This window comes from Pseudomonas sp. AK181, from assembly GCF_051122975.1.
In the GTDB taxonomy this organism is placed as follows: domain Bacteria; phylum Pseudomonadota; class Gammaproteobacteria; order Pseudomonadales; family Pseudomonadaceae; genus Aquipseudomonas; species Aquipseudomonas lactis.
This window is the reverse complement of the sequence record NZ_CP146348.1, coordinates 2662365-2682004: the sequence shown is the minus strand read 5'-3', so window position 1 is coordinate 2682004 and position 19640 is coordinate 2662365. Positions and strand designations below refer to the sequence as shown.

General features: G+C 61.7%; 5 protein-coding genes. 2 read left to right on the top strand and 3 right to left on the bottom strand.

The window, feature by feature from the left end; genetic code table 11:
- Positions 1–8 precede the first annotated feature (8 nt).
- Positions 9–1031, bottom strand: coding sequence for an acyltransferase family protein (locus tag V8689_RS12555; RefSeq protein ID WP_056784945.1), 1023 nt, complete (start codon positions 1029–1031; stop codon positions 9–11).
- Between the two features lie 82 nt (positions 1032–1113).
- Positions 1114–3405: a fatty acid cis/trans isomerase gene (locus V8689_RS12550; protein ID WP_434520720.1), complete on the bottom strand. Its 2292-nt coding sequence runs from the start codon at positions 3403–3405 to the stop codon at positions 1114–1116.
- A gap of 166 nt (positions 3406–3571) precedes the next feature.
- On the opposite strand from V8689_RS12550, the gene metH reads away from it, so the two are divergent.
- Positions 3572–7282 (top strand): methionine synthase, encoded by a 3711-nt coding sequence (metH, locus tag V8689_RS12545; RefSeq protein WP_056784477.1) that lies wholly within the window; start codon positions 3572–3574, stop codon positions 7280–7282.
- Positions 7283–7420: 138 nt separating this feature from the next.
- Here the strand turns inward: metH and V8689_RS12540 are convergent, their stop codons facing one another.
- Positions 7421–14596, bottom strand: a complete 7176-nt coding sequence (locus tag V8689_RS12540; RefSeq protein WP_056784474.1) for an NEL-type E3 ubiquitin ligase domain-containing protein — start codon at positions 14594–14596, stop codon at positions 7421–7423.
- A 203-nt stretch (positions 14597–14799) separates the two neighbouring features.
- On the opposite strand from V8689_RS12540, the gene V8689_RS12535 reads away from it, so the two are divergent.
- Positions 14800–19626, top strand: a complete 4827-nt coding sequence (locus V8689_RS12535; RefSeq protein WP_056784471.1) for a dermonecrotic toxin domain-containing protein — start codon at positions 14800–14802, stop codon at positions 19624–19626.
- Positions 19627–19640 lie beyond the last annotated feature (14 nt).

Genomic DNA, 19640 nt, shown 5'->3' with positions numbered 1-19640 from the left:
CCCCAGCCCTAATGGGCTTGCCGGGAGGGTATCGCGTCATCAATGCCAAACCAATGCTTGAGCCTGCGGTGTGTGCCCCTCTCCAACACGTGGTAGCTGGCGAATGCGCCCAGCGCAATGATGACGATACACACAGGCACCATGGTGTAGGGGTCTACCCCATGGTGCTCGATGGCCCAGCGCCCCGCGCACAGCACCAGGACGTGAAGCAGGTACACCGAATAGGAACAATCCCCGAGCATTTTTATAAAGCGCGAGCCGTGGAAATACGGCTCCAGCGCCACACAACTGATCACCAGCACAGCGCTGGGCAGGCCCCATTCCAACGCACGGGGGACCTCCGCGCCGTGATAGATCGCCGCCAGTGCCGCCGCGATCCCCAGCAACGCCAGCCACGGCCTGGCCCGGCACAGGCCGCAGCGATACAGCATGCCGATCGCCACGCCCATGAGAAACTCCAGGACAATATCCTCATGGTAAAACCCATCAGCCAAATCGAAGGCGGGGCCGCTGAAGTACCACACCAGGTACAGCAACACCGCCACCACCCATAGCCGATAGGCTTCCCCCACTAACAAGGCAGCCGCAAACAGACAGTAGAACAGCATCTCGAAATTCAGCGTCCAGCCCACATCCAGCAGTGGATAGACGCCATACCCCGCGGGGTTTTGCGCCGGGATAAAGAGCATCGACAGAAGTACATGGCTCAGTTCGAGCTGAACATCCGGAAACATCGAGGGCATGGCCATCACCAGCACGGCCAACAGCAAGGTATAGAACCAATAAGCCGGAGCAATCCTGGCCAGGCGCATGAGCATAAAGCGCCCTGGTGTCAGCGCTTTGTCGGCACTTGCGAGGAAAATCACCAAGCCGCTGATGACGAAGAACACATCCACGCCAGCGCCGCCCTTTTCGACTAACAGGTCCTCCAACGCGTTGTGGGCCTCGAAGTTGAAAAACAGCTGCATGACGTGGTGCCCCACCACCAGCCATGCCGCCAACGCGCGTAGCAACTGCACTGAAATCAACATCGGCATCCCCTTTCCAGTCCGTAGGTAGATATCCGACTGCTTCAGCCCCCGCGTGGAGAAATGACCGGATCAATAGCGGTAGTTATAGGTTCTCATAGCGGTTCATGTCCAATACGCCCTCTTCCACCGGTGTGGTTTCGTGGATGTACCGCGACAAGTCGTGGAAGTACTGCCAGAACAGCGGGTGACTGCGACGCACACCCCAGCGGTCGACGATTTTCTCGAAGCTCTTGGCGTCCTTGGCCTGCTCCATTTGCGCGACAAATTCAGGCACTTGCCGGGCGGGAATATTGAACATGAAGTTCGGGTAGCTGCTGAGCACGCCAGGGTAAATGGTCACCGTGTCCAGGCCCGGCTGATAGCGATACGCCTCACCCAGCAGGAACGCCACGTTACTGTGGGCACGGTTGCGCAGCAGGCTGTAGACCTCACGCTTGCCGCTGGCGGTTTCGATGCGCAGCATGGTGGCTTCGGGCAATTGCTCGATCACCTTGAGCCCCGCCGCCGGGCGCGAGGTCAGGCGGCTCAGCGCTTGCTCGGCATCCTGCAAGGCCGGGTCTATGCCGTCGCGCGAGCAAAACGCGCCGCTGCAGCGGTTGATCGGGTCGGGGCTGGCGTTCAAATGGCCGTAGCGGGTCAGCAACTGGTTGGCGAAGTCACGCTTGGGGTCCTTCTCGCTCAGGTGCAAACCACTGGCCTTGTCATCGTCAATCGCCTCGTAGTCCAGCCACAGCTTGAGCTTGCCGCTGTTCTGGTACCAGTCGTCCATGAAGTCTTCGCGGGTATCCGCTGGCATCAAACGCAGGAAGTTCTGCTCGGCGCCGTTACGGATCAGGTCGAAATACAGGCGGGTCTGGGCCTGGTGCGAGACATTGCCGAACACATCGAAATTCACCGCCAACTGGTAATAGGTGCGTTCCAGCAGTGGGTAGTCGAACAGCCACATCGTCTGCGGGACCTCGCCAATCAGGCCCTTGGTCACCGAGGCGCTGTCGAAATGGCGGAAAATGCTCAACAAGGCGTTGTCATTGCCCGCCCACAATGTCGACCAGCTCGGCGCCGGCAGGTCTGCATAGTTGTCACGGCGCAGGGCTTCGTACTGGTTGCGCTTGTCGCGATAGGCCAGCCACAGGCTCAGCACACTGCCCACGTCGTCATTCTGCCCGGGCATGGCCAGCAACGGCGTGGCCTGGCCGCGATAACGCGCATCGGTGACGTACAGGTCGTGGTCGGGGTCCTGGAACAGCGTCCAGAAGTTATCGCGGATCACGTCCGTAGCGATCTGCCCACGGCACACCGGCCCGCGAATGAAGGTGCGCACGAAGTACTCGGCGTTATCGAGCAGGAATTGGTAGCGCGCTTTGGCCGGTATCGCTTCGAATGTCGCGAACGGGTTGGCGCGGCTGCCAGGGCCATAGCCTGGCAAGGCCGTTACTTGCCAGTTGCCGGCGTAGAACAGCGCCTTGATCCGCGCCATCTTCGCCGCGCTGAAGGGGTAAGTGATGTGGGTTTTATGCACGATCACACCCTGCACCGGCCACAGGCGGTAATACACCTGGGTGCCTGGGTCGTCGTTGGGGCGGCGCGTGGCGATCAGGTCAATCGGCTGGCCACTGGGCGTGCGCGAACGCACCCACTGAAAGTAATGCCCCGGCTCGCCGTTCTCGAAATAAATATGCGCCAGGAACAAATGCTCGAACAGCCAGCGCGCCACCAGGCTTTCCCGGGCGCCCGGCTGGTTGAACAGGTTTTCCCACTGCTGTACTTGCAAGGCTTCCCTGGCGCTCGGTGCCAGGCCTTGTTCGTCAATCGGCGCGCCGGAGGCCAGCCAGCGTTGCAGGGTCTGGTATTGCTGGTCGGTCAGGCCAGTGACGGCCAGCGGCATGCCTTCCTTGGGGTGAGCGCCGGCATAGGCACTGAACTCACTGGGCGTCGCGCACATGTTGTCTCGGTTGAGCCCCAGCACAATGTTGTCGGGCAGTTTGGCATTGGGCGCCAGCGGTGCGTTGTGCCCCAGCTCCAGCATGCGCGCCATCAACGCAGCCTGGCTGCCCTGGGCGTCCAGTACCGAATAGAAGCCCTTCTGCTGCCACGCCTGTTTACCGAAGGCGTCATAAAACAAACGGGTGGTGGGCGTGGCCTGGCTGCGCTCGCCGTCATACACCGGCATTTTGCTTGCCCCCCGTGCTGCGCCTTCGGCACTGCCCAGGTTGAGCTGGCAGGCGGAGTCATAGCAGGCATGGCAGGCCACGCATTTTTCAGTAAAGATCGGTTGGATGTCGCGGGTGTAGGAAATCGCCGAAGCGGGACCTTCCGCCTGAGCGCTGCTGGCTATCAAGGCCAGGACGGCGCTGACGATTAAACGAAGTGACATGTATCCGGTCCCGATTCAAGGCGTGCGGTGTTTGAAGTGGCGTGATTCTACCGGGCCATGTCCCCCAGCAACATGAGCGATATTCATGCAAAAGCTCTACATGCTCCAAAAGCCCGCAGGTTTGTTATGATTCACGCCCTCCGAAATGCCTGACCAGAGTAGTCCCATGTCCGACCGAAGCGTTCGTCTGCAAGCCCTTCACCACGCCCTCAAGGAACGTATCCTGATCCTGGACGGCGGCATGGGCACGATGATCCAGAGCTATAAGCTCGAGGAGCAGGACTACCGTGGCAAACGCTTCGCCGATTGGCCGAGCGACGTCAAGGGCAACAACGACCTGCTGGTGCTCACCCGCCCCGACGTGATTGGCGGCATCGAGAAGGCCTACCTGGACGCTGGCGCCGACATTCTGGAAACCAACACCTTCAACGCCACGCGCATCTCCATGGCCGACTACGGCATGGAAGAGCTGGCCTATGAACTGAACGTGGAAGGCGCGCGCCTGGCGCGCAAAGTCGCCGACGCCAAGACCCACGAAAACCCGGCCAAGCCGCGTTTCGTGGCCGGCGTACTGGGCCCCACCAGCCGCACCTGTTCGCTGTCGCCCGACGTGAACAACCCCGGCTACCGCAACGTGACCTTCGATGAACTGGTGGAAAACTACACCGAGGCCACCCAGGGCCTGATCGAAGGCGGCGCCGACCTGATCCTGATCGAAACCATCTTCGACACCCTCAACGCCAAGGCCGCGATCTTCGCCGTGCAAGGCGTGTTCGAAACCCTGGGTATCGAACTGCCGATCATGATTTCCGGCACCATCACCGACGCCTCCGGCCGTACCCTGTCGGGCCAGACCACCGAAGCGTTCTGGAACTCCGTGGCCCATGCCAAGCCGATCTCGGTGGGCTTGAACTGTGCCCTCGGCGCCAGCGAACTGCGCCCCTACCTGGAAGAGTTGTCGAACAAGGCCAACACCCATGTGTCGGCGCACCCCAACGCGGGCCTGCCCAACGAATTCGGCGAGTACGACGAACTGCCGTCAGAAACCGCCAAGGTCATTGAAGAGTTTGCCCAAAGCGGCTTCCTGAACATTGTCGGCGGTTGCTGCGGCACCACGCCTGGGCATATCGAAGCCATCGCCAAGGCCGTGGCCGGTTATGCGCCACGCCCGATCCCGGATATTCCCAAGGCCTGTCGCCTGTCGGGCCTGGAGCCGTTCACCATCGACCGCAGTTCGTTGTTCGTCAACGTCGGCGAGCGCACCAACATCACCGGTTCAGCCAAGTTCGCCAGGCTGATCCGTGAAGACAACTACACCGAAGCCCTGGAAGTCGCCCTGCAGCAGGTGGAAGCCGGCGCCCAGGTGATCGACATCAACATGGACGAGGGCATGTTGGATTCGAAGAAGGCCATGGTGACCTTCCTCAATCTGATCGCCGGCGAGCCGGACATCTCCCGCGTACCGATCATGATCGACTCCTCCAAGTGGGAAGTGATCGAAGCCGGCCTCAAGTGCATCCAGGGCAAGGGCATCGTCAACTCCATCAGCATGAAGGAAGGCGTGGAGCAGTTCATTCACCACGCCAAGCTGTGCAAGCGCTATGGCGCGGCCGTGGTGGTGATGGCCTTCGACGAAGCCGGCCAGGCCGACACCGAAGCGCGCAAGAAAGAGATCTGCAAACGCTCCTACGACATTCTGGTCAATGAAGTCGGCTTCCCACCGGAAGACATCATCTTCGACCCGAACATCTTCGCGGTCGCCACCGGTATCGAAGAGCACAACAACTACGCCGTCGACTTCATCAACGCCTGTGCCTATATCCGTGACGAGCTGCCGTACGCGCTGACCTCCGGCGGTGTGTCCAACGTGTCGTTCTCGTTCCGTGGCAACAACCCGGTGCGCGAGGCGATCCACTCGGTGTTCCTGCTGCATGCGATCCGCGCGGGCCTGACCATGGGCATCGTCAACGCCGGCCAGTTGGAGATCTACGACCAGATCCCCGCCGAGCTGCGTGACGCCGTCGAAGACGTGGTACTCAACCGCACACCGGACGGCACCGACGCCCTGCTGGCGATTGCCGACAAGTACAAGGGCGACGGCAGCGTCAAGGAAGCCGAAACCGAGGAATGGCGTGGCTGGGAGGTCAACAAGCGCCTGGAACATGCGCTGGTCAAGGGCATTACCACGCACATTGTCGAAGACACCGAGGAATCGCGCCTGTCGTTTGCGCGCCCGATCGAAGTGATCGAAGGCCCGCTGATGTCGGGCATGAACATCGTCGGCGACCTGTTTGGCGCCGGCAAAATGTTCCTGCCCCAGGTGGTGAAATCCGCCCGGGTGATGAAGCAGGCGGTGGCGCACTTGATCCCGTTCATCGAGTTGGAAAAAGGCGACAAGCCCGAAGCCAAGGGTAAGATCCTCATGGCCACGGTCAAGGGTGACGTGCATGACATCGGCAAGAACATTGTCGGCGTGGTGCTCGGTTGCAACGGCTATGACATCGTCGACCTGGGCGTGATGGTGCCGGCGGAGAAGATCCTACAGGTGGCCAAGGAGCAGAAATGCGACATCATTGGCCTGTCCGGCCTGATCACGCCGTCCCTGGACGAAATGGTGCACGTGGCCCGCGAGATGCAGCGCCAGGATTTCCACCTGCCGCTGATGATCGGTGGCGCCACCACCTCCAAGGCGCACACGGCGGTGAAGATCGAGCCCAAGTACAGCAATGACGCGGTGATCTACGTCACTGACGCCTCCCGCGCCGTGGGCGTGGCCACGCAATTGCTGTCCAAGGAGCTGAAGGCCGGTTTCGTCGAGAAAACCCGCCTGGAATACATCGACGTGCGTGAGCGCACCTCCAACCGCAGTGCGCGTACCGAGCGCCTGAGCTACGCGGCCGCCATCGCCAAGAAGCCGCAGTTTGACTGGAGCGGCTACACGCCGGTGGTGCCGACCTTTACCGGCGCCAAGGTGCTGGACAATATCGACCTCAACGTGTTGGCCGAGTACATCGACTGGACACCGTTCTTTATCTCCTGGGACCTGGCCGGCAAATTCCCGCGCATCCTCACCGACGAAGTGGTGGGTGAAGCCGCCACCGCGCTGTACGAAGACGCCCGGGCCATGCTCAAGAAGCTGATCGACGAAAAGCTCATCAGCGCCCGCGCCGTGTTCGGTTTCTGGCCGACCAACCAGGTGCAGGACGATGACCTGGAAGTCTACGGCGACGACGGCCAGCCGATTGCCCGGTTGCATCACCTGCGCCAGCAGATCATCAAGACCGACGGCAAGCCGAACTTCTCCCTGGCTGACTTCGTCGCGCCCAAAGACAGCGGCGTGACCGACTACATCGGTGGCTTTATCACCACCGCCGGCATCGGCGCCGAGGAAGTCGCCAAGGCCTATCAGGACGCGGGCGACGATTACAACTCGATCATGGTCAAGGCCCTGGCCGACCGCCTGGCCGAAGCCTGCGCCGAATGGCTGCACCAGCAGGTGCGTAAAGAGCACTGGGGCTACGCCAAGGATGAACAACTGGACAACGAGGCGCTGATCAAGGAGCAATACAGCGGCATCCGCCCTGCCCCCGGCTACCCGGCGTGCCCAGATCACACCGAGAAAGCCCAGTTGTTCCAACTGCTCGACCCCGAAGCCCGCGAAATGCAGGCGGGCCGTAGTGGTGTGTTCCTTACCGAGCACTATGCGATGTTCCCGGCGGCGGCGGTCAGTGGCTGGTACTTTGCCCACCCGCAGGCGCAGTACTTTGCCGTGGGCAAGGTCGACAAGGACCAGGTCACCAGCTACACCGCACGCAAGGGCCAGGACCTGGCCGTGACCGAACGCTGGCTGGCGCCGAACCTGGGTTACGACAACTGACCCCTCACTGCAATGGCTGCCAGCACTGTGGCGAGGGAGCTTGCTCCCGCTGGGCTGCGAAGCAGCCCCAAAAAACTAGCGGGCGCTACGCACCCGAGCGGGAGCAAGCTCCCTCGCCACACAAGCCCACATTAGTTCTCAGCGGATGCTGGCCAGGCGTTGTATCTCCATGCGCGACAGCTGCATCAACTTCAAGTTACGCGCGGTTGCCCGCTCCACCTCCAGCTGATTCAGCGCTTCTTCGTAGCGGCGCAGGCTCTGGGCATCGGCGCGCTCGGCGTGCTCGTCCTCCAGCGCCTCGTACTTCTGCGCAAGCTCCTTGTTCAGCGCATCGAACTGTTCGGGGTAGCGCTCTTGCAGGTACCGAGCCCAATGATCCTGGGCCACCAGGTACTCGATGAACTCATCGGAGCCTTCCTGGGCGAGGATGCTGGCCTGGATCTGCGCGCGCCGTGTGCCCTCGATCGGGCGGCCATAGGCCATGTACTCCGGTTGTCCCGGCAGTTCCAAACCGTCGGGCCAGCCACGGGTCAAGCCGATGCGATACCTCAGGCGCTCCTCGGCCCGGTCCAGGCCTGTGGCCGACGCCTCGGCCAGTTGATCGACCCGGTCGAGCCGGAACAACTGCCGCGATAAATCCAGCAGCGCTCGCCCTCGAAGATCAGGCCTTTGCAGCGGGATGCCGTGCAGGGCTCGGTACTCGAATACCCGCACCTCCATCTGACTGAAGGTGAGGATACGCCCGTCAATACAGGTGCCGTGGGTTTCAGCCTCGACGAACAACAGGCTGCGCAACTCGGCATTTGTGGTGGCGGCCTCGATCACATCCCACACGCGCTGCGTGAGGCTGGCGCGGTTGAAGTCGAACTCCGAGGTCAGGCGCAGGCTCGACATCAACCAGAAAAACCGGTCGTGGTCAGGGGCTTGCGCCAGTTGCTCCCACAGCGCCGTGCGCCGCGTTATCTGCGCAGGATTGGAACCCTCCAGCCAAGGCTCCAGCGACGCATTGGCCACCGTGCGCTGCAGCTCGGGCACCGCCTCCACGGGCTCGACGGCAGCGCCCAGATCGCCACCGGAGTCGCCGTCTGAGTCATCATCGGAATCGGGGCCGGAACCGGAGTCCGAATCACTGTCGGAACCGGCGTCGAAGCGTTGGTGCCAGGCATCAAGCTCTACGCGGTGAAACCCCATCAACCTGGTCAGTTGGTGCATTTTGGCGTACTGGTACAGTTCTTCCCGGGTATCAAGCGTCAAGGTGTGGTTACCCGACAAGTCAGTGCCTGCCACCAACGCATCATGGGCGCCACTGAGCAGGCCGGGCGGCAAGCTGGTTAACACATTGCCGCTCAGGTCCAAGCGGGTCAGGTGCGGGGCGACCAACACCCCTTCAGGCCAGGCCGACAGGCTGTTGTAGCTGAGGTCCAGCGTCTCAAGGCGGCTGAACGCGCTGGCATCGAAGGCTTCCAAGTCGTTGTGGCTCATGTCCAGCCAGCGCAAGCGCTCAGCGCCCGCCAGGGTGGGCAGAGCGGGTGCATCTGTGAACAGGTTGGTGGCCAGTTCCAGCCGTTCAAGTTGCGTCATGCCTGCAACCGCATCAGGCAGTGCTGACAGTTGGTTACCGCTGAGTACCAGGCGGTTTGCCCGCGTAAAGGCACCCAGAAATTCGTTACTGCCTTGGGCCGTCAGCCGGACGCCGGTTAAATCGAGCGTGCGGATATGGTCAAAAGCCATGTTCAGCGCGGGCAGATCGCCGGTCCTCAGCGCCCTCAGGCTCAATGTGTCCCCCACCTCCCCGGTGCGTCCCGCCGTCACGCCTTGCTGCCAGGAAAAGCGGATAGACTCTGCCGCTCGCGTACGGGTGAACGCGACAGTGTCGCCATCGGCAATCCGTATGTCCCGACTGAATACCCAGCCGTTCAAGGTTCGCGTGAGTGCTTCAAAGGTCTGCTGCCATTGACTGAGCAGCGTATCGAGTTGCGCGTCACTCATGCCGGCTTGGCGCAACTGCGCGATCCTTGCCGCCCCTTGCTCATCGTTCAACAAGGCATTCATACGGCGCAAGCGCACGACGAAACTCAGGGGGTCCCCAGGGTCTTCAGGTAGCTCCTGCCAAGGCAATAAATACCGTGACAACGACGCGGCCGTCTCCGTGGGCGGAAATGGCCAGTGCTCTTGAGCCAGGGCAAAACGGCTCAACGCCCCCTCAGGCAGCCCACGCTGGCGCTCGATGCGGTTGCGCGCCGCCGTCAATGCCGCCTCGCCTTGCGTGCTCAGCGGGTTACCCGCCAGTTCAGTACGCAGCAGCATATCCGGGTGGTCGAGGGCTTCTGGGGCAACACTCGTCAACGCATTGCCGCGTATATCCAGGCTGGCTAACTGCGTGAGCTTTTCGGCACCGGTCGGCCATGCCTGCAACCGCGCTTCGCGCAGATTCAAGGCCGTCAGTTTCGTCATCGCGCCGACATTCAAACGCTCCAGCCGGTTGTACTGCCGGTTCAACACTTGCAGATTCTTCATCCGATCAAATTGAGCCTGCACCGCTGGGGTCACCACGATATGGTTATCGGACAGGTTCAGGTGGGTCAGAGAGGGCAGCACGTCGGTGGCGACAGGCACGTCGCTGAGGTGGCTGTAACGCACTTCCAGTTGCTCTACGCCGCCAAACGCGTGGACGAAGCCTTTGAGCTGGTCGGCGGGTACATCCTCGAGCCAGCTCAGCTTCAGGGTTTTCACATGGGAAAAAGTACCGGCTGGCAACACCGGCAACTCGTCAATTTTCTCGCTGCTCAATTCGGCAGCGGTGGGCAGGTCAAAGGCCGGCAGCTCGAACACCGAACCATCAAACGTATCGACCTGCCCGCTGAGCTCATCGTCGAGCCTGACTCCGTAGCGCTTACGCACGGCCCAGCTCCAACTTTTCTCAAGCGCCGTCAGGATGCGCGCGTTATACCCCGCCTCCCAGCGCGCTACCCGAAACTTGTGCCTGATACCCAGCAGCGTGGACGGCTGATAAAACTGTTTAAAGATACCCAGGTGTTCTTCGCGCAGCGCCTGGAGCGCATTCATGCGTGTTTGCGGGGTCTTCCAGGTGCTCATGAGCGCGTTGGTCACTCGCTCGGCGACCGTCGTTTCGCCCATCAGCAACGCCAGTTCTCCCTGGGCGAAATCTCTGACCATTTCATCCAGATTCACCAGGTGCGGACCCGAGGTGCCGGCATAATTCTTGACGTGTTCGTAGGCCGGTTTGAACGCTTCATAGCTCAATTGCGACCAGTCCAGCGACAGCCCGCGCCACAGCCGCTCATACCCGGTGTAGAGGCTGTCCGGGAGTTTGAGGACTTTGGTTTGCGCCAGGTCCAGGCGCTCCAGCAGCGCCAGTTGCTGGACATAAGCCGGCCATTGCAACGTCACATTGGGCGCAACGACTTTCAACGTTTTGAGCTGGTTCAGCGGTGTAAGGTCCAGGCTGTCGAGGCGCGCGCTCTGATAGCCGAAGTAGCCGATCTCCAAGCGCTCAAGGCCGGTCAATGTTGCCAGCCTGGCGGGAAATTGCTCCGCCAGCTCAGATGCCCTTAACGTCAGCCTCAAATGCTTGAGCCCTTGCAGGCGCGCCAGCGAGACCGGCACGTTGGTCAACAACGGACGTGGCACGCGCTCAGCGCGCAAGCCCTGGTTGGCTTCGATGGACAGGCTTTCAAGCCTGGGAAAATAGCGCAGAAACTCGTCGATATTGCCGTCATGCAAGGCGGCACCGCTGACGTTCAACTCGCGCACATGGGAAAAGTTCGCGGTCAGGGGCGGCAGCGGGGTATCCAGGTTCAGCGACAAGACCTCGGCGCCGGGCACCTTGCCGGCCAGCGCGGCCTGGCGCCAACTGCGCTTGAGGGCCTGGGCGGCCAACAGGTGGTAATGGCGGTCGGCCGGCGCTGCGCGACTGATCCAGTCATCCAGCACTGCCTGCATCTGGCGGTTTTCTTCAAACAACGCCCTGAGTCGAGCGGCAATCGCCCGGACGTCGTTGCCCGCCTGCCGCAGCTCAAGGATAAAGTCATCGACTTGGGCGTCGGTCAAATCCGGGTAGATCTTGCGTACTTCGCGGATAACCGCTTGGCGATGGTCCGGCACGCGCCCACTGGCGTAATAGCCCTTGAGTACGCCGTTGACGCGCACCGGGGGCTTGAACCAGCGGGTCTTGGGTTCCAGCCACTCTACGGCTTGCATGCGATAGGCATCGGCCTGTTCGATGATTTTTGCCTGCAGCGCAGCGTGCTGGCTCACCTGCGGCACTCCCAGACTCTGGCGCGCATCATCAGGCAAGGCATGCATCAGCGAGGCAAAAAAATTATCGCCATGGCTGGGCAGGCTATTGAGGGCTTCGCCGCGCTCATCGAAGGCTTGGTAGGCAGGCCCCTGTTTGACCAGGTACTTTTTCTCGCTCGCAGTCTCAGGCCCGATGCTGTCGAGCAACGCACCGTCGACACGACCATCACGCACTTGCAGGCTTAGCGTCGAGGGCCAGCCCGGCAATGTCTGCAGGGTATGCAGCGCCAGCCGGCGCGTGTCCGCCGTGGCAATGGCTTCGCGGCGCAGCCCGGCATAGGCGCGCACCAGGCGCCCTTGGCGGGCGTACCAGCGCGCCTCCTCCAGCATGTTCAAGGGCACGCGCGTTGCGCTGTCGAACGCTGCCAGCTCATCAGCCTGGGCGTGTTCGAGCACGGCGTGCGCCGCCGCTTCACTGAGCCCGGGGCAATTACGCTGCAGCCGGCGCACACGCGGGTCCACCGCTTCGGTGCCGGTGTAGATACTGTCAAAAATCGCCGGTTTGCGCTGGCGAGCATAGTCGGCCAGCTGCTTGCTGAATTCCAGCGTGCGCGCCTCGCTCACCCGCGCCGCCTCGGCGCCGAGCAGTTTCACACGCTCGGACTCATCCAGGGCCTGCAGGATACGCTCAGGCAACTCGCCGCCCAGGATATGCTCACGGCTGACCTTGATGGTCGCGCCAATGCGCGAACGCCCGGCGCCATACTTGACCGGCTTGGCCGTCAACGCCGGGCCGTCGATGATTTCCAGCGCCCGACCCTGGGGCCACCTGGGCATTTCCACAATCAAGGGCAGTGCATACAGGTACAGCTCATCAATGGGTTGGGTGCCCTCCAGTTGCTCGATCACGGCGGTAGCGGCGGTGTCCGCCTTGAACAAGCGCATCGCTTCCAACAGCTCGGGCGGCGCGACCGTGCGCTCAACGTGCACCTTGCGCAGGGTGTTGTCGCTGACACCGCTGATATCCGCCAGCGTGAGCAACGCCTCGTCAGTGAAGCCTTCGGTGGCATACCCGATACGCCGTAACAGCGTGAGGCGATCCCATTCCAGCGGGCGCTCCAAAGTGTGTTGCCAGGCCCCATGGCCGTTATGTTCAAGGATCGGCTGGTAAGCCTGGGGATCGCTGGGGTGTTTGATCCGCCATTTGCGCAGCGACGTGTCGTAGGTCTGCTCGTAAGCCTGGGCGCCGAGGCGGACATAGGTCTTGCCGTCTTTCACATATTGGCCCAGGGCATTGGGACTCAGCGTGTTCTCCAGCACCACCGGGCTGGCATAACGGTCCAGACTGGCTCGCCACAGCCGGGTTCGACCGTCGGGCAGCGTCACCTCATTGAGTTTTTCGATCACAGGCTCCGCCTTGGCTGCCCGCCAACTGACCGCAGCGCCCACGCCGGCCATGATCGCGATCTGCGCGAGGTTCTCGGCGACGTCAACCAAGTGCGCCTTGGCCGCTTGCAAATCCCCTTCGCCCCACTCTACCGCGCCTTCCAGCGTCTCATAGAGCAACTGTCCGGCCATCACCCCCATCATCACCTCGCCGAGTACCGGCACGAACATCGAGGCGATGTTCAGCCCAAGCATGCCGATCTCCAGCAGGTGTGCGAGCTTGGCGTCACGCGCCTTGGCATCCACCTCAGCGGTGGGTACCGCGTGGGCGCGGGCGTCGGCGATCAACTGTTCGCGGTGTTGCTCATAGAAATACTTCCAGGGGTCGATGTTCGCCGCCCAGATACCCTTGCCGGCTCGGGTACGTGTAGACGGCGCCAGATAGGGGTCGTTGTTGGGTTCCAGTTTGGCAGGCGCTTGGGGTGGCAACTCCTTGATGCCCGTGATGAACTGCGGCGTGGTGAAGTCCAGGAGTTTCTTCCATGGCGAACGCCAGATGTCCGTCGGGGAGTCGGCGGCCTTCTGGGTGAACTGGCTGAAGTAGTAAGCCCGCTTTGCATAGGGCACGAACCGACTGAAGAACGCCTGGTACGGCGTCGGGGCAGGGTCGGCGCGCTTGGCGGCGTCGCGCTCGGTAAACAGACGCTTGAACTCTTTTTCCATTTGCGCCCAGGTATAGCGCTTGAGCGGATGCACCGGGTCCTGGGGAATGTAAATGATCAGCTCATTGGGGTAGGTGTATTTCTTGCAGATCAAGAACACCATGCAGCCGGTCATCCTGAGCTTCATCAGGCCCAGGGTCCTGAACCACACTTGCTTGTCGCCCATCCACGGGTGAATTTCGCCCTCGATCACCGAGAGGATCATGCGCTGGTCGGCGGGCTGGATATCCCCGGTCAACACCGCCTGCTCGGCGGCGGCCTTCAATGCAGCCTTCTGGCTGGCAATGAAGTGCTCACGCAGGGTGACCTGTGCGGCGCCCTCCTGCGGGTTAAAAAACGACTGCAGATACGCTTGGTATTTGGCGCCGATGTCCAGGCTGCGGCACAGGCTGAGGAACTGGCTGACCTTGAGGTTGAGCGTCACCGAATGGTAGGTGCCGGGGGTGCTGGTCGCCTCCATGAACCCCGAGGTCTTGTGGTACGCCCCTTCCTTGCACTCATAAGCTTCGAAGTTGTGCAGGGCCGCCTCCAGCATCGACAGCTTCAGGAACTGGAAGTCCGACACCTCGACTTCGAGAATTCCCACCGCCAGCGGTCGGCGCAGGCACAGCAAGGTTTTATCGACGTCCACCTCCACCTGGTATTGGTCCTTCAACGCCTTGAGCAGCAAGGGCCTGGCGAAGGCGTCAATGTCCTGGAAGCTGGCCATGGTTTTGTCCAGCTGAGTCTGTGCGGTAAAGCTCGCCAGGAAGCTGGCCGCCAACGCTTTGCGTTGCACGGGCGAGGCTTTTTCAAGCCAGGCAGGCTGCGGCGTGGCTGCGGCCTTGAGCGCTTGCTTGCGTGCAGGTGTGGCCTCGATCAGCCAGGAGGGGCTGGCGCGTTCGAGGAAGTCGCCATGCAGGCTCTGCGTTGCGGCAGGCGTGGAAGGTTGGGTTACATCGGCCATCGTGTCACTCCTTTGAAATGGAGTGCCAGCACACCACGCTGGCTGTGGCGCCAAGCGGTGCATATGTGGCGCTCGGCGACTCAAGCGCCGTCGGCGGTATCCCTATACCGTCAGTGTGATGACGAAATTCGATTTGCTATGGCTGGGCGGCCTGTAGCGCCGCGCCAACCCTCCTCGGATTCAACCAGACAAAGGATTTCGTCATGCCCAACCCCGCTCCACCCTCCGCAACCGCCTTCGAGCAATTGCCTGCCCAAGCGGTCCACGCCCGTTTCGCCTCGCGCCCGGCCTTGTATTCGGTGGTGTTCAATGCATTGCGTCGGCGCCTTCTGGAACAGTACCCGACACTGAAACTGAACTTGGCCGCGGTCAAGCTGGCCACCCCACATCCAGAGGGTCACTACACCTACCCCTCGTTGATGGAGATTGCGATTGCGCAAGTGTTGAACCCACAGACGCTGGACCTGCACCCCCACCGGGAGCTGGCGTACTACCTGACCCAGCAAGCGCCGAAGATACTCAAGCCAGAGGCGCCGGCCCGCATCGACATGCAGGTGGTCGCGCGCCTGCTCGATGAGTTGCCCGAGTCGCTGTACCTGCACTGGCAGCATGACCTGGCGGACTACTGGAGCGAAGTCGACAGCCATGGCCGCAGCCGCTGGCAATGGCTGAGCGACTTTCTCAACGGTCAGATGACCGCCGCCGCCGCGCGTGCGTCGCGCCTGGATGAAACCCAGCGCGACATGCTGGCGGTCGTCGCCGCCTGGCCGGTGTTGGCAGAGCGCCTGCCGCGCTCCACGCCGGCCACCTATGTGTACTTCATCGAAAACACCTTCAACCGCGCCGGCCAAGAAGCGCTCCTGCTGACACCCGACCTGCTGTTGGTGCGCGGTAAACAGGTGCTGCTGTACAGCGTGGCCGGGAACATCGAGGCCTTCGATTCCATCGAGGCTTTCAGCCAGGCATGGGCCACACGGATGCAAGCGCGCTTTACGTTCGACAGCCTGAGCTGGCGGCGCAACGAACCGAACGGCAACGTCTTCGAACAACAAGCCGGCCTGATCCTCAACCAACAATTGGAAGACCTCGCCACCGTGAGTTTTCAGGGACACGATGAAATCGCCCTGGGGCGGCGCCTGGAAACCCTCACCGACCCAGCGATTGTCTTTACCCAGATGCCCAGCCCCGCCGCCGCGCGCCTGCAAAAGGTCAGCGAGCAATTGCCGGGCTGGCTCAGCCAGGCCGACAGCACCGACCGTTTTGCCTACCACCGCCACCTGCAAGACATGGCTCAGGTGCTGCAGCACAACCAGGGACACTCGTTCAACCAAGGCATTGAAGACCTTCACAGCTTCAGCCGCGCGGCCTTGCGTAAACAGATGCAGACCGATCATGGCGACTGCGACCCCGACGAGGTAGTGCTGGACTTTACCGTGGCCGCTGGCTACCCAGGCGGGGCCGGTATTGTCGAGCATGTGCGCCTGTCGCTGACCGAGCTGGCGGTCAAGAACCTGGCCGGCAAACCCAGCGGCACCCTGAAAATCCTCGCCAAAGGTGCCCAGGCTTTGCCGTCCTGGCTCACAGAGCGCTACCTGCTGGGGGCGTCGGGGTTGATCCAGCGCGTGGATATCGGCACGGCCTATCCGCAGAAAATCAAGGACACGCTGTTGTCCGACAGCACCGATGCGCGCCGGCGTGAAACGCTGTTTACCCGTGAGCTGAAGGTCAAGTTGCCGATGCAGGCGCTGGAATACAAGATCCGCCGGCTACACGGCGTGAGCATTGCAGGCTATCGCTATGTGAAGGCATTGATGGGTGAAACCCCGTCGGATCGTTTCGTTGACGGCCAGGAAATTGTCCTGCGCCCACTGGCCCTCTGCCGCAAGCCCGGGGCCACACCGGATGAAGTCAGCAACGCGTTTATCATCGAACCGCGCGATGCCAGCATCGGCCCGCACCTGCTGTATCAGCCGCTGTACCCCGACGCGCTGCATGAGTACCCCACCCGCCAGGCGCTGCTGGACGCCCTCGCCAGCCCCGGCCCGTTGCAAGACAGCGTGTTGACCTGGCTGAGCGACAAGGCCCGCCCGATCTACGATCACGGTGGTATCCGCGCACCTCACCTGATTCGTTTCCTGCCTGGCGATGAGTTCAGCGTGCCGGAAAAGCCCGAGCCCGCCACCCTGGCCGTCGATGAGGGCGCAGGGGAATGGCTGCAATCGCAGGTCAACGGGCAACTGCTCAACCACCTGTTCGGCAGCACGGCGCGGGCGCTGGTGGACTTGGCGGACAGCGGCTCGGTGTCCAACAGCGAAAGCCGCTGGGCCATTGTGATGCAAGGCGCCTGGTTGCTGTTCAATACCCTGCTGCTGCCGCTGGTACGCGGGCCGGCGATGCTGGTGGGATGGTTCATGGTACTGGTCGGCAGCCTGGCGCAGGACCTGGCGGGCTTGGACAGTGAGGACCCGACCACCCGCGAACTGGCCTTGATTGACTTGCTGCTCAACACCGCAATGGTGCTGTTGCACGCCGCCTCGCCCGAGGCACGGCCACTGGCAGAGCCCACCGCGCGGGACCACGCCCTGCATCTGGAAACCTGGCGACGTTCTGCCGGCCTGCCCCCTTCCCAGCGTGCGGCAGTGGTGCGCCACGGCACGGTGGCACTGCCTGGCGAGCCTCCGGCCAGCGGCCACACCGCCCTGGACTTCAGCCGTTCACTCGCCAGCCCGATGGCCGGCGCCACGTTACTCAAGGCGTTGCTCGAGGTGCATGTGCCCTGGCCAGAAACCTTACCCGCGCCGCAGCCAAGCGGTGCGCTCAAGGGGCTTTACCGCATTGATGGCACCTGGCACGCCAGCGTCGGCGGGTTGCTGTTCCAGGTGAGCGTGGTGCCGGGGTTTGGCGAGGTGTATCTGGTGCATCCGCAACACCCACAGCGTCCGGGTTTCAGGCTGATCAGCGATGGCCAAGGGCATTGGCGCCTGGACTTGCATGCCAGGCTCGAAGGGGGAATGCCAAGAGATCGGTTGAGCGCATGGCAGGGAAGCCGTCAGGACCGATTGGAAGCGTTGGCCTCAGAACTGGAAGTGCTGAGCGTCGAAACCAATTTATTGGTGCCCCAGGCACAGACGCTCAACGATGCGGTGAACAATGCAAGCACTCGCCTGACTGAAGCCAAGCGTGCCCTCAGGGAGGACTGGCAACGACTCAACAACCCCGAACTGTTGCCCGCCCTTCGCCCCAAAATCGCCGAACGCCATGCACAACGGCAGCGCGCGATGTTGCGCGCCAACACCGAATGGAACATTGCAGTCGACAATTATCGGGAAAACACCCAGGCGTATGTCCAATTGCTGCAAAAGACCGAAGCCAAAGCCATTGAAGCGATGGCGCTGGACCGGGTCGAGGTGCAATACAAGCGTGCACGGGATAACGCGACCCGCAACTTTTACAGCCACCTGATGTTGTCGTACGCAAACCTGCATCAAAAAATCTCGTTCGGTCTGGAGTCCCTGCGCGGCGAAAACATCAGTGAACTGCTACGCCGTATCGACCGGGAATTGCCCCACGACATTACTCTCGCCTACGACGAATTCATCAGCACCGCGACGCAGCGGCTGCAAGCGCTGAAAGAAATGTGGGGGCTGGCAGAGCAAATCCAAGCCACGTTGCAACGAGTGCCCAGGGCGCTGCACACAGAGCTGATCGCAAAAATCCCTCCGGATCGCACCGTTTCCCCAGTTGTAATCAAACAACACCTGCTGTTGGCGTATGTCGAGTTGATCCTCAATCGCGCGCTGGACGCCGATCAACCTGCGCAGCGTCCGTTTCTGGAAACGCTCACGGATCGCAAAACCAATGCCCGCATCCTCTCGCACACAGAAATAAGCACCACTAGCGGGTACTCAACTGCCGAGCAAATCGATGTGCTCAAGGATGTAATCCAACAGTACGAGCGGCTGGAAAACGCGGTTAACACCCTCAAAGATATGGACTCTGCGTTGCTGCGAGAGCAATACCGAGAGCCTTACTTGAAAGAGCTCGGCGAAGCGCGCGCAAGCGCTGAAGCACAACTGGCCAACTTGATCCTGGTGGAAGAACAGCTCGCCCCCAAGCCCGTACGCGAAAAAGCCAGGCGACAAAAACCTGCCAACCGACGAGTGATCAAGACTGCCGACAGAAAGAGCCTGGTGGGTGATCTGCGCGCAGAGGACTCCAACGCGCCGGGCAACTATGTTGATATCAAGGATCCGCTCACCGGAAGCGTCGTCGCCACTTACCACGAGCACCCCGGCGAGGGCGTCTGGAACATCGTCGAACCCGCCGTGCAAGTGCCTAAGGCACCCTCGCCCGCCGTTCGCTCACTGAAGACGATCAAGGCCCATGGCCAAGCCATCAAAGCCGAGCGAGCGGGCATCGATGCAAGCATTCGCTACCAACAGCGCAAACTCCAGGACCCGATCCAACGCGAAGAGGTCGAGCCCCAAGATTGGGATGTGATGTTAAGCCAGCACGCCGCAAAATTTTCGGCGCTTGCCGAAGAACTCAGGCAGGCCAGCGATGCGCCCGCCATTGACGCCAGGAACGGCTTCCTTGAAGAAGCCCTGGCAGCAACGCAACGGGCTCGCCAAGTGTGCAGCGAAGGTTACCTGCTGCAGCGCCCCAGCGCGTCGAAGGTCGACTATCTGTGGACCCACGGTTTTGTCGACATCAACCTGGTCAAAAAACGTGTGCCATTGAAGGCCGGCGACTACCTCACCGAATATGCCATTCGCGAAAAAAGTAAAATCAAGCCTGGCATCAAGCCCGAGGAGGCAGACCTGTGGTATGCCCATTTCCATTACCCAAGCGTGGAGACGCCGGCCGCAACACCGGCCTTCGGCCACCTGAAGACCAAAGCCGAACGGCGCTACACGCGCAAGGAGCTGATTGAACAGGCCAGGGCGAATAACCGTGCGGTGATCAATCTGGAGAAGGCGTTGGTCGCGGCGCCGCTGGATCAGAAACTGTTCCTGGGCCTGGAGGTGTGACAGCTGCCGGGGTT